Annotated in this window: 16 protein-coding genes and 2 tRNA genes; 13 read left to right on the top strand and 5 right to left on the bottom strand. The window is 67.9% G+C overall.

Annotation, left to right across the window (positions count from 1 at the left end):
* Nucleotides 1–128: 128 nt before the first annotated feature.
* The 3 genes from K1Y73_RS14990 to K1Y73_RS14980 form a co-directional block, all read right to left on the bottom strand.
* The gene (locus K1Y73_RS14990) at nt 129–575 is read right to left on the bottom strand and encodes an RrF2 family transcriptional regulator (protein WP_225029113.1); all 447 of its coding nucleotides are present in this window, start codon (nt 573–575) and stop codon (nt 129–131) included.
* A 154-nt stretch (nt 576–729) separates the two neighbouring features.
* Nucleotides 730–1,329 carry a response regulator transcription factor gene (locus K1Y73_RS14985; protein WP_225029112.1) on the bottom strand — a complete coding sequence of 200 codons (600 nt, stop codon included), beginning with the start codon at nt 1,327–1,329 and terminating at the stop codon, nt 730–732.
* Between the two features lie 51 nt (nt 1,330–1,380).
* Nucleotides 1,381–3,348 (bottom strand): PAS domain S-box protein, encoded by a 1,968-nt coding sequence (locus K1Y73_RS14980; protein WP_225029111.1) that lies wholly within the window; start codon nt 3,346–3,348, stop codon nt 1,381–1,383.
* Nucleotides 3,349–3,467: 119 nt separating this feature from the next.
* On the opposite strand from K1Y73_RS14980, the gene K1Y73_RS14975 reads away from it, so the two are divergent.
* From K1Y73_RS14975 to K1Y73_RS14950, 6 genes are all read left to right on the top strand, one after another.
* Nucleotides 3,468–4,472 (top strand): TRAP transporter substrate-binding protein, encoded by a 1,005-nt coding sequence (locus K1Y73_RS14975; RefSeq protein ID WP_225029110.1) that lies wholly within the window; start codon nt 3,468–3,470, stop codon nt 4,470–4,472.
* Nucleotides 4,473–4,539: 67 nt separating this feature from the next.
* Nucleotides 4,540–5,214: a TRAP transporter small permease gene (locus K1Y73_RS14970; protein ID WP_225029109.1), complete on the top strand. Its 675-nt coding sequence runs from the start codon at nt 4,540–4,542 to the stop codon at nt 5,212–5,214.
* Nucleotide 5,215: 1 nt separating this feature from the next.
* A complete protein-coding gene (locus tag K1Y73_RS14965) occupies nt 5,216–6,538 on the top strand; it encodes a TRAP transporter large permease (RefSeq protein WP_225029108.1) in 1,323 nt (440 codons plus the stop codon).
* 259 nt (nt 6,539–6,797) lie between these two features.
* The gene (locus K1Y73_RS14960) at nt 6,798–7,661 is read left to right on the top strand and encodes a LysR substrate-binding domain-containing protein (RefSeq protein WP_225029107.1); all 864 of its coding nucleotides are present in this window, start codon (nt 6,798–6,800) and stop codon (nt 7,659–7,661) included.
* A gap of 11 nt (nt 7,662–7,672) precedes the next feature.
* Nucleotides 7,673–8,116: a GNAT family N-acetyltransferase gene (locus tag K1Y73_RS14955; RefSeq protein ID WP_225029106.1), complete on the top strand. Its 444-nt coding sequence runs from the start codon at nt 7,673–7,675 to the stop codon at nt 8,114–8,116.
* Between the two features lie 110 nt (nt 8,117–8,226).
* Nucleotides 8,227–8,300 (top strand) — tRNA-Cys (locus tag K1Y73_RS14950).
* A gap of 73 nt (nt 8,301–8,373) precedes the next feature.
* Here the strand turns inward: K1Y73_RS14950 and K1Y73_RS14945 are convergent.
* Complete coding sequence (locus K1Y73_RS14945; protein ID WP_225029105.1) at nt 8,374–9,165, bottom strand: alpha/beta fold hydrolase; 792 nt, start codon at nt 9,163–9,165, stop codon at nt 8,374–8,376.
* Between the two features lie 84 nt (nt 9,166–9,249).
* Here K1Y73_RS14945 and K1Y73_RS14940 point away from each other — a divergent pair, with 84 nt between their 5' ends.
* From K1Y73_RS14940 to K1Y73_RS14925, 4 genes are all read left to right on the top strand, one after another.
* Nucleotides 9,250–9,606, top strand: coding sequence for a MerR family transcriptional regulator (locus K1Y73_RS14940; protein WP_225029115.1), 357 nt, complete (start codon nt 9,250–9,252; stop codon nt 9,604–9,606).
* Between the two features lie 130 nt (nt 9,607–9,736).
* The gene (locus tag K1Y73_RS22130; protein ID WP_318248248.1) at nt 9,737–10,267 is read left to right on the top strand and encodes a MarR family winged helix-turn-helix transcriptional regulator; all 531 of its coding nucleotides are present in this window, start codon (nt 9,737–9,739) and stop codon (nt 10,265–10,267) included.
* Entirely contained in the window at nt 10,264–11,049 is a 786-nt protein-coding gene (locus tag K1Y73_RS14930; RefSeq protein ID WP_225029104.1) for a DNA alkylation repair protein, read from the top strand. The genes K1Y73_RS22130 and K1Y73_RS14930 overlap by 4 nt, the downstream gene beginning before the upstream one ends.
* Before the next feature lie 14 nt (nt 11,050–11,063).
* A complete protein-coding gene (locus tag K1Y73_RS14925) occupies nt 11,064–11,411 on the top strand; it encodes a DUF6616 family protein (protein WP_225029103.1) in 348 nt (115 codons plus the stop codon).
* Between the two features lie 281 nt (nt 11,412–11,692).
* On the opposite strand, the gene K1Y73_RS14920 is transcribed toward K1Y73_RS14925, so the two are convergent.
* Nucleotides 11,693–11,782 (bottom strand) — tRNA-Ser (locus tag K1Y73_RS14920).
* A gap of 315 nt (nt 11,783–12,097) precedes the next feature.
* Here K1Y73_RS14920 and K1Y73_RS14915 point away from each other — a divergent pair.
* The 3 genes from K1Y73_RS14915 to tmk are packed head-to-tail and all read left to right on the top strand — an operon-like array spanning nt 12,098 to nt 14,795.
* Nucleotides 12,098–12,985: an SPOR domain-containing protein gene (locus K1Y73_RS14915; RefSeq protein WP_225029102.1), complete on the top strand. Its 888-nt coding sequence runs from the start codon at nt 12,098–12,100 to the stop codon at nt 12,983–12,985.
* Between the two features lie 14 nt (nt 12,986–12,999).
* Complete coding sequence (locus K1Y73_RS14910) at nt 13,000–14,160, top strand: D-alanyl-D-alanine carboxypeptidase family protein (protein ID WP_225029101.1); 1,161 nt, start codon at nt 13,000–13,002, stop codon at nt 14,158–14,160.
* Nucleotides 14,161–14,165: 5 nt separating this feature from the next.
* Nucleotides 14,166–14,795, top strand: coding sequence for a dTMP kinase (gene tmk, locus K1Y73_RS14905; RefSeq protein WP_225029100.1), 630 nt, complete (start codon nt 14,166–14,168; stop codon nt 14,793–14,795).
* Nucleotides 14,796–14,799 lie beyond the last annotated feature (4 nt).

Below are 14,799 nucleotides of genomic sequence, written 5' to 3'. Positions count from 1 at the left end.
GGGGCGGCCGGTCCGGGCGGTACGGTTCAGCGCCGCCGCCCTGGCCACAGTCACGTCGCCGCAATCCCTCGCAGCCCTGCTTTGGCGGCGCGCGGCCGGGACGGCGGCAGGCGCCCGGGGTCCGCCAGTCAGGCGACCAGCCGATCCGTTCCCAGAAGGCCCGCAAGCGGATCATTGTCGCGCACCAGATCGGCCAGCGTGACCTGATCCAGCTCGCGGTAGAAGGCGTCAAGCCCGCGGCACAGCGCCCCGCGCAGCCGGCAGGCCGCGCTCAGGGGGCAGGTATTCGCGGCTTTCGACATGCATTCGGCAAAGGGCACATCGGATTCGATCAGCCGCAGCACGGTACCCACCCGCACCTCCTCGGCCGGACGAGCCAGAGAAATGCCGCCGCCGCGGCCGCGCTGGGTGGTCAGATAGCCCTCCAGCGCCAGCTGGCTGACCACCTGCGCCACATGGTTCAGCGAGGCATTGCAGGCCTGCGCCACATCCGAGGCGCGGATCACCTCGGGGGTGTTGACCGCGCATTGCATCAGGATGCGCATCGCCAGATTGGCGCGTATGGTCAGACGCATGGCAGTCCTCCGCTGGGCCGGGGCCGGCCCTTTCGACGCGACAGGATAATCCCGCATCGCCGAGGCGGATTTGATTCAGATCACGCGTGTGGAAAATCCGCCGGCCGTTGCCCGGGCGCAGGCGCGGCCACAGGCGCAGGCACTGGCCCCCCGATCACAGCGAGCGTTCGCCCCCGGCCAGAAGCAGCGCCAATTCGGCGACGTTTCGCGCACCCAGCTTGGCCAGAACCCGGCCGCGATGCACCTCGACCGTGCGCATCGCAATGCCCAGCTCGGCCGCGATCTGCTTGTTCAGCATGCCCTGCAGCATCAGCCGCATCACCTCTTCCTCGCGCGAGGACAGGCCCGCCCGCCTTGTGGCCAGCGCCGCGCGTCCCGCCGCCTCGGCCCGCGCCGCTTCATGCCGCGCCATGGCGGTACAGGCCAGATCGACGATCTGATTGTCATTGAAGGGTTTTTCCAGAAAGTCGAAGGCGCCAGCCTTCAGCGTGCGCACCGCGACCGGCACATCTGCATGGCCGGTCAGAAAGATCACCGGCGCGCCGAACCCCATGTCGCGCAGCCGTTCAAAGACTTCGGGGCCCGACAGGCCCGCCATGCGCACATCCAGGATCAGGCAGCTGCAATCCTCGACCGGCTGGGCTTCCAGAAAGGCCTCGCCCGAGGCCCAGCTTCGCGACGCGATCCCGCGCGAGCCAAGAAGGAAGGCCAGCGCATCGCGCACGCCCTCGTCGTCATCGACGATATGGATCATTCCCGCCCCCCTCTCCGCCGCGCCGCCTGCGAATTTTCGACGAAAATTCGCTCACTCCGCCGCCATCCTTGTCCCGCCGGCCGCGGGCAGGCTGACCGAGAACACCGTCCCGCCTCCTTCGGCCGGGCGAAACTCCAGCCGCCCGCCATGCAGTTCCACGATCGAGCGGCAGATGTTCAGCCCCATGCCCATCCCCTGCGCCTTGGACGAGGCGAAGGCATCATACAGCCGCTCGGCCATGGCCGGGTCCACCCCCTGGCCCGCATCCTGCACCTCGATCACCGCCCCCGTCGCATCGCCACGCAGCCGCAGCACGATCTCGTCGCCGCTGCGCCGCGGGCCCATCGCCTCGATCCCGTTGCGGATCAGGTTCACCAGTACCTGCTCGATCAGGATCCGGTCCGCCTCGACCTCGGGCGCGGCGGCCAGATCCAGCGCGATCCGCACCCGATGCTCGCGCGCATCGGCGGCCAGAAAGCCGGCCGTGCCCTGGATCACCTCGGCCAGGGCCAGCCGGGTAAAGCTGGGCTCGCGCTTGCGCGCCAGATCCTGCACCCGACGGATGATCTGCCCGGCGCGGCCGGCCTGCAGCGACAGTTTCTCGACCACCGGGCCCAGCGCCGCGGTCTCGCCCCGCTCGATCAGGTTGCGCGCGCCTGCCGCATAGCTGGCAATCGCGGCCAGCGGCTGGTTCAGCTCATGCGCCAGCGTCGAGGCCATCTCGCCCAGCGTCACCAGCCGCCCCGTCCGCGCCACCGCCTCGTCCTGCGCCCGCGCCAGCCGGGCGGCGCGCTTGGCTTCGGTGATGTCGATGACCGATCCCATCCAGCCGCGATGCGCGCCGCGCGCGTCGATCAGCGGCGCCTCATAGACCTGCACCTCGATTTCCGAGCCATCAGCGCGGCGAAACCGCGTCTCGAAGGCCTGGGCGACCGCGCCGCCCGCCGCCAGCGCGCGCTGCCGCGCCAGGGTTTCCTCCAGCCGGTCGGGCGCCCAATAGGGCATGGGCGGCCCCTGCCCGACCAGCGCCTCTTCCGGCCAGCCGACCAGCCGGCAGAAGGCGGAATTGACGTAGAGGATCCGCCCCTCGTGATCCTTGGCCCGCAGCCCCACGGTCAGGCTTTCCTCCATCGAGCGGCGAAAGGCCATCTCGCCGCGCAGCCGCACCTCGGCCCGCCGGCGCCGCGCGGTGTTGCGGTACAGGGCGACCAGCGCCAGGATCGCAAAGGCCGCCAGCGCGCCGATCGAGGCCAGAAGCAGCAGGCTGCCGCCCTCGCGCCCCTCGGGATAGGGGGTGATGCGCAGGAAAGTGCCCGACAGGGGCGGATCGAAGCTGATCTGATGCGGCGCGCCGCCCGGTTCGGCATCGCGCCGGGCGCGTTCGGCCAACTGCCGGTCGCCGGTATCGACCAGTTCCACCCCGTATTGCTCGGCAATCCACCAGGGGATGTGACGTTCGAACATCAGGGGCAGCGAGATCGTCTCGGTCACCACGCCGCCGCCCTCGGCCGCGCGCACCGCCATGGTCACCCGCCCCTCCTGCACCGCGCCATAGACCGGCCGGGCCGAGACCGCGCCCGAGCGTTGCAGCCGCGCCACCAGATCGGCATCCGAGGGCGCGCTCAGGCCCGGCACGGCGCCCCGCGGCCGGCCCTGGGCATCGTGCCAGATCACCGACAGGACCTCGGGATTGTTGGCCACATGCAGCCGGGCCCGCGCCTCCAGCACCTCTTCCGGCGTGCCGCTGGCCGCATCCAGCGCCAGACGCACCAGCATGTCTTCATCGACGCCCAGCTGAAAGCGCAGCGTCTGTTCCACCCACAGCGCATCGGTGGCCAGCTTGGTGCGGCGCTGATCGGCCTCGGACCGGGTCACCGCCCAGACCAGGCTTGCAACCAGCGCCACCAGAAGCACGATCGCCGCCAGCGGGATCAGCGACAACAGATCCAGCCGGCCGGGCCGCCCGCCCTCGGCGGCGGCCCAGGGGTCTGCCGAAACCTGCGGTTCTGATCTCTGCACGCCTCTCCCCCAAGGCCGATTGCGGAAACCCACAATAGCGGCGCCGCGGCCCCGGTGGCAAGAAAGCGCCACATCGTCCGGTCCGAGGAGAGGCCGGGCGAATCCCAGAGGAGGAAGACATGCTCACCCGCCGCAGCCTTGGCGCGCTTGGCGCCGCCGCCCTGTTCCTGACCACCGCCCTGCCGGCGCTGGCCGAACCGATCGTGATCAAGTTCAGCCATGTCGTCGCGCCCGACACGCCCAAGGGCAAGGGCGCGGCCAAGTTCGAGGAACTGGCCGAGAAATACACCAATGGCGCGGTGGATGTGCAGGTCTATCCGAACAGCCAGCTGTACAAGGACAAGGAAGAGCTTGAGGCGCTGCAACTGGGCGCCGTTCAGATGCTGGCGCCCTCGCTGGCGAAATTCGGCCCCCTGGGCGCGCAGGAATTCGAAGTCTTCGACCTGCCCTATATCTTCGACGGCTATGAGGCACTGCACAAGGTGACCCAGGGCGAGGTCGGCAAAGCGCTGTTCGCCAAGCTGGAAGACAAGGGCATCACCGGGCTGGCCTATTGGGACAATGGCTTCAAGATCATGTCGGCCAATTCGCCCCTGAACACGCCCGACGACTTCCTGGGGCTGAAGATGCGCATCCAGTCGTCCAAGGTGCTGGAAGCCGAGATGAACGCGCTGGGCGCCGTGCCGCAGGTCATGGCCTTCTCGGAAGTCTATCAGGCGCTGCAGACCGGCGTTGTCGACGGCACCGAGAACCCGCCCTCGAACATGTTCACCCAGAAGATGCACGAAGTGCAGAAACACGCCACGATCTCGAACCATGGCTATCTGGGCTATGCGGTGATCGTGAACAAGAAGTTCTGGGACGGGCTGGACCCCGAAGTCCGCGCCGGGCTGGAACAGGCCATGACCGAGGCGACCGATTATGCCAATGGCATCGCCAAGGAAGAAAACGACAAGGCCCTGCAGGCGATGAAGGATGCCGGCAAGACCGAGTTCCACGAGCTGACGCCCGAGGAAAAGGCGCTTTGGGTCGAAGCGCTGACCCCGGTGCATGACGAAATGGCCAGCCGGATCGGCGCCGAAACCATCGCGGCCGTCAAGGCCGCGACCGGCAGCGGCAGCTAAGCCGCGCCTGCCTTGGGGCGGCCCCGCGCCGCCCCGCCTTTCCCTTCATTCAGCCCCGAGGTGTGCCATGCTGCGCCTTCTCGACCGGCTTGAAGAGATCCTGATCGCCACGCTGATCGCGCTGGCGACACTGATCATCTTTGCCTCGGTCGCCCATCGCTACACGCTCGGCCTGTTTGCCGATGGCGTCGCCTTCTTCCGTTCGCACGGGATGGACGGCCTCTCGGCCGCCGCCAGATCCGCCTATTTCGGCCTGAAGACCGTCAATCTGGTCTGGGCGCAGGAACTGACCATCGTGCTGTTCGTCTGGATGGCCAAGTTCGGCGCGGCCTATGGCGTGCGCACCGGCATTCATGTCGGCATCGACGTGGTGATCAACCGGCTCGAGGCCGGCAAGCGCCGCGCCTTCATCCTGTTCGGCCTGGCCTCGGGCGCCTTCTTCACCGGCACGATCGCGGTGCTGGGCGGGAAATTCGTGCATGACATGGCCCAGGGCAGCGCCACCTCGCCCGATCTGGGCGTGCCGTCCTGGATCATCTACCTGGCGATCCCCTTGGGCTCTTCGCTGATGTGTTTCCGCTTCCTGCAAGTGGCCTTCGCCTTCGCGAAAACCGGCGAGCTGCCGCATCACGATCACGGCCATGTCGACGGGCTGGAAGACGGCGTCGAGGAACTGGGCGAGGCGATGCTGCATTCCGACCTGACGCCCCGCGACCTGACCGAAGACCGGAAGGACAAGTAACATGAGCGCGCTCATCATCTTCGGGCTTCTCGTGGCCCTCATGCTGACCGGCATGCCGATTTCGATCTCGCTTGGCCTGACGGTTCTGACCTTCCTGTTCACCATGACCGAAGTGCCGATCGACACGGTGGCGCTGAAGTTGTTCACCGGGATCGAGAAGTTCGAGATCATGGCGATCCCGTTCTTCATCCTGGCCGGCAATTTCCTGACCCATGGCGGCGTGGCGCGGCGGATGATCAATTTCGCCACCTCGATGGTCGGCCATTGGCATGGCGGCCTGGGCCTGGCGGGCGTCATCGCCTGCGCGCTGTTCGCGGCCGTGTCCGGGTCTTCGCCCGCAACCGTCGTTGCCATCGGCTCGGTCATCCTGCCCGCCATGGTGGCGCAGGGCTTCCCGAAGCAGTTCGGCGCCGGCGTCATCACCACCAGCGGAGCCTTGGGCATCCTGATCCCGCCGTCCATCGTGATGGTGATGTATTCGGTCGCCACCTCGGGGATGATCGCCACCGGGCCCGATGGCAAGCAGGTCGATTCCGCCTCGGTCGGCGAATTGTTCATGGCCGGCGTCATTCCGGGGCTGATGCTGGCGGGGTTCCTGGGCTTCACCACCTGGTACCGCGCCCGCAAGTTCGACTATCCGCGCCTGACGAAAGCGCCGTTCCGCGCCCGCTGGGCCGCCTTCCGCGAAGCCGTCTGGGGGCTGATGCTGATCGTCGTCGTCATCGGCGGGATCTATACCGGCATCTTCACCCCCACCGAAGCTGCCGCCATGTCGGCCGTCTATGCCTTTGTCGTCGCGGTCTTCGTCTACAAGGACATGAAGCTGCGCGATGTGCCGAAGGTGCTGCTGTCCTCGGCCAACATGTCGGCGATGCTTCTGTACATCATCACCAACGCGGTGCTGTTCAGCTTCCTGCTGGCGCATGAGAACATTCCCCAGGCGCTGGGCGAATGGATGGTGAATGCGGGCCTCAGCTGGTGGGTGTTCCTGATCATCGTGAACATCGTCCTGCTGGCCGCCGGCAATTTCATGGAGCCGTCGTCGATCGTGCTGATCATGGCGCCGATCCTGTTCCCGGTCGCCGTGCGCCTTGGCATCGACCCGGTGCATTTCGGGATCATGATCGTGGTCAACATGGAGGTCGGCATGTGCCATCCGCCCGTGGGCCTGAACCTCTATGTCGCCTCGGGCATCACCAAGATGGGCATCACCGAGCTGACCGTGGCGGTCTGGCCCTGGCTGCTGACCATGCTGATCTTCCTGGTGCTGGTCACCTATGTACCCTGGATCTCGCTGGCCTTCCCCGCCTTCCTGGGCATGTAGGCCAGAAGCCTGCCCCAAAGCCCTGCCCATGCGGCCCGCCGGTCCTTCCGGCGGGCCGCTTCCATGCAGCGCCGATGCGCCGCCCCCCGCGCCGCGGCCGAGCCTTCGGCCGGCACCCGCGCCAGGGCGGCCAGAAGATCGGTGTTCGGAACCTGAAACATTTTTGCCTCCCCCCATGTGATGGAATACTGGCGTTTTAGCGCGTTTTGCCGCATCCTTCCGCACAGGCCTTTTTCCAATCTGAAAGCCAGGCTTTCACATGAACCCGTTTGACTGGCGTGCCCTGCCGCCCCTGCCCAGCCTGCGCGCCTTCGAAGCCGCCGCCCGGCTGGGCAGCTTTTCCGCAGCGGCCCGGGTTCTGAATGTCACCCATCCCGCCGTGGCCCAGCAGGTCCGCGCGCTGGAACGGCATCTGGGCGTGCGTCTGGTGGCCGAGGCGGCGCGCCGGCTGCGCCTGACCGATGCCGGCGAAAGGCTGGCCGCGGCGCTGAATGCGGGCTTTGCCGGCATGGCCGAGGCGCTGGAGCGCGCCCGCCGCGCCGATCGCAACCGCGGCCTGCGCATCACCACGACGCCCGGCTTCGCGCAAAGCGTGCTTCTGCCGATCCTGTCGGGCTTCTGGGCCGATCACCCCGACATCCCGGTCTCGCTGGTGCCCGACTCGCGCCCGGCCGATCTGGCGCGCGAAGGCTTTGACCTGGCGATCCGCGCCGGCACACCGCCCTGGCCCGGCACCGAGGCCGAGCTGCTGTTTCGCTGCGGCATGGTGCTGGTCGGCACGCCCGAGTTGATCGCCCGCAGCCCCGACCCGGCCCGCCTGCCCTGGATCCTCAGCAAGGACGACCCGCTGGAAGCCGCCTGGCTGGCCGGGCGCGGGCTGGATCCGGCCCGGCTGAACGCCGTGCATCTGGAAAACGCCATGCTGGCCATGTCGGCCTGCCTGCGCGGCATGGGGGTTCTTTTCGCAACCGAGGTCATCATGCGCGAAAGCATCGCCTCGGGCGCGCTGCAGGTGCTGCCGGGCTGGGATCTGCCCGAAGTCACCTATTGGACCGTCATCCCCGAGGGCGAGCGCCGCGCCCCGGTGGCCGAATTCGTCGCCTGGCTGAAACAGCGCCTGTGAAAGGACCGCCCATGCCGCAGATCCAGATCCGCCCGCTTGCCCCCTCTGACGAACCCGCCTGGCGCCGGCTTTGGACCGGCTATCTGGCTTTCTACGACACGACCGTGCCGGAGGAGGTCTATCGCCACACCTTCGCGCGGCTTCTGGGCGATGATCCGCAGGATTTCCAGGGCCGGCTGGCGCTGGTCGAGGGCCGGCCGCTGGGGCTGGTGCATTTCCTGTATCACCGGCATTGCTGGAAGATCGAGAATGTCTGCTATCTGCAGGATCTTTACGTCGATCCCCAGGCCCGCGGCACCGGGCTTGGCCGGGCGCTGATCGAACGGGTCTATGCCGAGGCCGATGCCAATGGCACGCCCGCGGTCTACTGGCTGACGCAAGAGTTCAACTCCCCGGCGCGGCAGCTTTACGACCGGGTCGCCCGCGTCACGCCCTTCATCCGCTACAGCCGCTGACCAGCCCGCTGCCGCGCGCCGGGGCGAAGACGGCCGGGGCGCCGCAAAGCCCGCTGCCGAACCCCTTGCAGCCCCTGCGCCTTTCGGCTATCCCCCCATCACCTTTCGGCGGCGGGTTGGCGGAGAGGTTACGCAGCGGATTGCAAATCCGTGAAGACCGGTTCGATTCCGGTACCCGCCTCCAGCTTCCCCAGCCCGATCCCGCGCCCGCTTGCCGGGCCGACCAGCCAGGCCATTGGCCGGCAGCCCCGTGGCGGTCAACGCCCCGCTGTCGCGACCGAGCGGATCGCGGCGGCAACCAGATCGGGCCGCTCCATCGGCGCCAGATGTCCGGTCGGCAGTTCCAGATAGCGCGCGCCGGCAATGGCGGCGGCAAGCCCTTGCGCATGCGCTGGCGGCACCATGTGATCCAGCGCGCCGCCGATCACCAGCGTCGGCGCCGTGATCCGTGTCGGCGCATCGCTGACATCCAGCCGCAGGTCCAGATCGACCTGGCGCGCCATGCCGGCCCAGTTCTGCGTCTTGACCATGTCCTCCACGGCCTGGGCCACCGCCGCGTCGCCCCACAAGGACAGGGCGGCAGGGCTGAACCCGGTCAGCAGAACCAGCCGCGCCATGGCCGCCCGGTCAGAACCGATCAGGTCGCGCCAAAGCCCGAATTGCAGCGCCAGCCGCGCATCCAGCTGCGCGAATCCCGCGATCAGCACCAGTTGCCCGACCCGCTCGGGGTGATCTGCCGCGATCCGGGCCGCAACTGCCGCCCCCAGCGAAAAGCCGACCAGGCAGACCCGATCCTGCCCGGCCTCGTCCATTGCCGCCAGAACCTGCCGCGCCAGCCGTGCAACCGTCAGCGGGCGGTCATCGTCGCCGGTCTGGCCCGACCCCGAATAATCCGGCCGCAGCACGGTGAAATCCCGCGCCAGATCCTTGGCAACCTGATCCCAGTTCGAGGCGCCATCCCCGCCAGTGCCATGCACCAGCACGATGGCCGGCCCCTGCCCGTCCTGGCGATAGCCGACCCGCAGCCCGTCACTTTCGGTAAACCGCATCCTGCAACTCCTGTGTGATGCCGAGTTGCCCTGCGGCCTAAACCCTGACACCGTTGTAAGGGTCAAGCGGAAATCGAGGTGATCATGCAGATTGGCGAATTGTCCCGGCGAACCGGCGTCTCGGTGCGGATGCTGCGCTATTACGAGGCCGAAGCGCTGCTTCGGCCCCAGCGCCGGGCCTCGGGCTATCGCGACTTCAGCGAAACCGATGTGGCGATCGTCGCGGCGATCCGAAAGCTGAGCGCGGCGGGGCTGAAGCTGGATTTCATTCGCCAGTTCCTGCCCTGCCTGCGCAGCGCGGCGCCGATCCTTCATCCCTGCCCTGCCCTGATGGCCGCGATGGAAGAACGCCTGCAGGCGCTGGACGGTCAGATCGCGGCCTTCCAGGAAAGCCGCGCCCTGCTGTCGCAGTATCATGCGCAGATGCGCGAGCATGTCTAACCGCGTCGGGATCGCGGCCTGACGTCGCCCCACCCGAACCCGCATCAGGACGCGCGCAAGGCGGCGCAAGCCAAACCGTCGCCCTGAACGGGGATTGACGATCATAAGGCGCCATATTATATGGCGCCTTATGGAAAAACGACTTGAACAAAAGCACCTGGCATTGCTGGAAGAGGCCGAACGCCGTTCGATCGCGCCGAGCGGAAATCTTCGCGCCTGTTTCGAACTCTTGGCGCTGACCGGCGCGATTGATCGCGACTGTGCCGCCCGGCTTGCGCGGCATCGCCTGTCCGAGGGCAAGTTCGTTCTGCTGTTCCTTCTGCGGGACAAGCCCGATGGGCTGTCGCCGCATGAACTGGCCGAACGCGCCGGTGTCACGCGCGCGACGATCACCGGACTTCTCGATGGCCTGGAACGGGACGGGTTCATTGCCCGACGCGGCGGCCTGGAGGACCGGCGCAAGATCGCCGTCGCCTTGACCCAGCTTGGACAGACCACGGCGCGGGATCTGTTCTCGGAACATACCGAATGGGTTGCGTCGCTGTTCAAGGGCTTTACGGACCAGGAGCGGACCCTTCTCAGCGACCTGCTGCAGCGGATCTGGCAGAATCTCGAACGCGCAAAGCCCCAGCCCGGCCAGGCTGCGGATCTGCAGGGATGAGCGGCACAAAGCCCACCGGGCGCGGCGTCGGCGATGTGGATCCAGAGCGGCGCGCCCGCCTGAATGCGGGAACGGTCGAAGCAGCGACCCTGACCGAATGTCTGGCGGTCGATTTTGCCGCCTTGATGCGCAATGTCCTGCCCGAGATCGGCCCGGGCGCGCTGGCCCAGCTGCAGGGCGGCGCGGCGACAGGCATCTCAAGGCGCATGTCGCTTGCGGCGCAGCTGATCCGGCAGGAACTGGGCGATGCCGCACAGCACCGGCTTGCGCGCCATCCCTCGGATACGGTGCGCGGCTGGGCCTGTTTCATGATCGGCACCGCCGGCACGATGCCGCTTTCCGACCGGCTGGCCGCGATCCGGCCCTATGCGGACGACCGGCATTTCGGGGTGCGGGAATGGTCATGGATGGCGGTTCGGCCGCATCTTGCCGCCGATCTTGAAGGCGCCCTTGCGCTTCTGGCCCGATGGACCCCGGATCCGTCCGAGCGCGTGCGCCGCTTTGCCTGTGAAGCGCTCCGTCCGCGCGGGGTCTGGTGCGCGCATATCGCGGCCCTCAGGGCAGCGCCGCAGCCCGGACTTGCCATTCTCGAGCCGCTGCGCGCCGACCCCTCCGGCTATGTGCAGAATTCGGTCGGCAACTGGCTGAACGACGCCGCCAAGGACCACCCCGGCTGGGTCCAGGCGCTTTGCGCCCGCTGGTCCGCCGAAAGCCCGACACCCGCGACCGCGCGCATCTGCACGCGCGCGCTGCGATCTTTCAAACAAGCCCAAGAATCCTGAAAGGAATCAAAGATATGCCCCACTTTCTGGCCGAGCTTTATACGCCGAAGCCCGCCTGGCATGCCCTGTCCGACGCCCAACGCGAGGCGTTCTTTGCCACGATCGGCTCGGCCCTGCCCCATCTGTCGTCGCTGGGCGTAGAAGCGCTTGCGCTTGGCAAGGTCGATCCGGGCAAGCTGCATTCCGCAGCGCAGACATTCTTCGCAATCTGGCGCTGCCCCGACGATGCGGCCCTTGAGGCGCTGGTTTCGGGCATCGCGCAATCGGGCTGGCACAGCTATTTCGAGACCGTCAATGCTGGCGGCGCGGCAACCGATCTGGCCGGCCATCTCGCGCAACTCGGCGAGGCCGCGCGGCACTAGGCTGAAGAAGCCCCAGGCCGGGGTGACGAATGGATCGCCCCGGACCCGCGGCCTGTGCCCCAGGCGCAATGTCCGAGATGAGCAGCCCCGTTTGGGCGCCGGTTTCGCGGCCAAGATCCAGTCCCGCCTATAGGGTGCTGACCTGCCGATGCGAACCAGGATCGCTGCAGGACGGGCTTCGTCGATGCCGGCCAGGGTCTGGTGATGGCGCCGCCATTTGTCGAGATGACCCAAGGCGGGGCGAAGCTGCGGGAAGGGGCGGTCCCGGGTCTATACCGAATTGGCGGAGGAGGTGGGATTCGAACCCACGGCAGGCTTGCACCTGCGTCGGTTTTCAAGACCGGTGCGATAGACCACTCCGCCACTCCTCCGACGGCACGGGCTTAGGGGCATGCGAGTGATTCTGAAAGACCACGCCCGCGGCGAATTCCGCCGATCGTGATGCCCGGGCCGCGGCTCTGCCCTTCCCATGGCCGGGCGCCGCCGGTATGATCCTGCGCGATTTCCTGCCGATCCGGCGGGGTCCGGCCCCGATAGGCTTCGGATCCAGCGACGGGTCGGGACGGTCCGCCGTCCCCGCCGGGCAGGGGGAATGAGAAAGAAAATGGCAGGGCCGCGGCAGCGCGGCCTCAGATCAGCAAAGCGCGGCAGCGAACGACCGCGCCCGGGGACAAGGGCAGATTTCGATGGTACGGGGCGTATATTCCACCTCATTGGCGCTGGCCGCCGCACTGGCCCTGGCGGGCTGCGAGCCGGGCAGCAACCCGTTCACGGGCCCGCCCAAGACGGCTGAGGGCACGGTGGCGGCCAAGACCCAGCGCTCGACCAAGCTGGTCGACCGCGATGTCGAGGCGCCCGAGGTCTACCAGGTCACCGAAGAGGCGCTGTGGGACGGCCGGCCCTCGCTGGGCGGGGTCTGGGTCGCCTCCAGCGACGTGACCGATCCCGAACGGGTGATCATGCGCAACCCGGCCAATGGCAAATTCGTCATCGGCGCGCTGTTCCGCCGCGAACGCGACAATCCCGGGCCGAAGCTGCAGATCTCGTCCGATGCGGCCGATGCGCTGGGGCTTTTGGCCGGCCAGCCCGGCAAGATTTCCGTCACCGCGCTGCGGCGCGAGGAAGCCCCGGAAACCGCGCCGACCAGCCCGGTCCTGGACACGGCCGAAACCCTGCCCGGCGAAAGCGGCGCGATCGTGGCCGGCGGGGTTGAAACCAAGCCGCTGGAGGCTCCGGCCGCCGGCAAGCCCGCGGCGCCCGGCAAGCCCGCGGCGAAATCCGCCACTGAGACCGCCGCCGCGGCGGGGGCAGCGCTTGATGCCGCCACGGCCAAACCCGCCCCAGCCGCCCCTGCCGCGAAAACCGGAGGACGCCCGATCCAGATCGGGATCTTCTCGGTCGAGGCCAATGCGAAACGCGCGCTCGACACGCTGAGCAAGGCCGGCATCGCCGCCGAGATCCGCACCGAGGCGACCAAGGGCAAGACCTACTGGTCGGTCGTGGCGCGCGGCGATGCGGCGCTTCTGAAGAAGATCAAGGATGCCGGCTTCGCCGACGCCTACCTGCTGAAATAGACGAAAGGGGTCACATGCTCCGTCAGCTTCGCCACGCCGCCCTTGCCGCCGCGCTGTTTCTTGCAGCGCTGTCTCCGGCCCGCGCCTTCGAAACCCAGGCCACCGCCGCCTGGGTCTATGACGTCACGACCCATACGGTCCTGATGGACAAGAACGCCGATCAGCCGGTGCCGCCAGCCAGCATGTCGAAGCTGATGACGATCAACATGCTGTTCGAGGCGCTGCGCGATGGCCGCGTGACCCTGCAGACGCAATTCGCCGTCTCGTCGCGGGCCAAGGCGATGGGTGGCTCGACCATGTTCCTGCAGGAAACCGACCGGCCCACGGTCGAGGAACTGATCCATGGCATGATCATCAACTCGGGCAACGATGCCTGCGTCGTCGTGGCCGAGGGGCTGGCCGGCACGGAAGAGGCCTTTGCCCGCCAGATGACCGAACGCGCCAAGGCGCTGGGGATGACCGCCTCGCATTTCGCCAATGCCAGCGGCTGGCCCGATCCGTCGCAGCGCATGTCGATGCGCGATCTGGGCATTCTGGCCCAGCGGCTGATCGAGGAATTCCCGGAATATTACCCGATCTTCGCCGAGACCGAATTCAACTACAAAGACCGCGCGCCCGACAACCGCCACAACCGCAATCCCTTGCTGAAGCTGGGGATCGGGGCCGACGGGCTGAAGACCGGCCACACGTCCGAGGCGGGCTACGGGCTGGTCGGCAGCGCCAAGCAGGGCGACCGGCGGGTGATCTTCGCCATCACCGGCCTGCCCTCGGACACCGCGCGCGCCGATGAGGCCGAGCGGATCGTCGGCTGGGCCTTCCGGCAATTCGCCGAGAAGACGGTGGCGAAACAGGGCATCCGCGTGGCCGAGGCCGAGGTGCATCTGGGCACGGCGCAGACCGTGGGTCTGGTGCCGGAAACCGATCTGCGGCTGTTGGTGCCGGCGCTGGTGCAGGACAAGATCCAGGCCGAGGTGGTCTATAAGGGCCCGCTTCTGGCGCCGGTCACCCAAGGTTCGCGCGTGGCCGAGCTGATCGTGCATATCCCCGACCTGCCCGACCACCGCGTCGCGCTGGTGGCCGAAAGCGATGTCGGCAAGGCCGGTTTCGTCGGCCGGTTGCAGATCGCCGCCCGCGCGCTGTGGTCGACCTATGTCGGCGGCGCGCCGGCCAGTTGAGCCAGATGAGCGGTTTTTTCCTGTCCTTCGAAGGCATTGACGGCTCGGGCAAATCCACCCAGGCGCGGATGCTGGCTGAACTGTTGCGCGGACAGGGCCGCGAGGTGGTGCTGACGCGCGAGCCGGGCGGCAGCCCGGGGGCCGAGGAAATCCGCCGGCTGGTGCTGGAAGGCGATCCCGACCGCTGGTCGGCGGAAACCGAGATCCTGCTGTTCACCGCCGCCCGGCGCGACCATCTGGAAAAGACCATCCGCCCGGCTTTGGCCCGCGGCGCTGTGGTGATCTGCGACCGTTTCGCCGATTCCACCCGGATCTTTCAGGGCGTCACCCGCGGCGATCTGTCGGCGACGGTCGACCGGCTGCATGGGCTGATGATCGGGGTCGAGCCCGATCTGACCCTGCTGATCGACCTCGATCCCGAACAGGGCCTTGCCCGCGCCCAGGCCCGGCGCGGCAGCGAGATGCGCTTCGAGGATATGGGCCTTGCCTTCCAGACCCACGCCCGGGCGGGGTTTCTGGCGCTGGCCCAGGCCCATCCTGCCCGCTTCCGCGTGGTGCCGGGCGATGCCCCGGCCCAGAGCGTGGCGCAGGCCGTGGCCGCGGCCGTGCTGCCGCATCTGCCGCAGGCGGGCTAAGCCC

The sequence above is a fragment of the Xinfangfangia pollutisoli genome, assembly GCF_020179405.1.
GTDB classification, from domain to species: Bacteria; Pseudomonadota; Alphaproteobacteria; order Rhodobacterales; family Rhodobacteraceae; genus Pseudogemmobacter; species Pseudogemmobacter pollutisoli.
The sequence above is the reverse complement of the archived record's forward strand: the minus strand, read 5'-3'. Positions and strand labels throughout refer to the sequence as shown.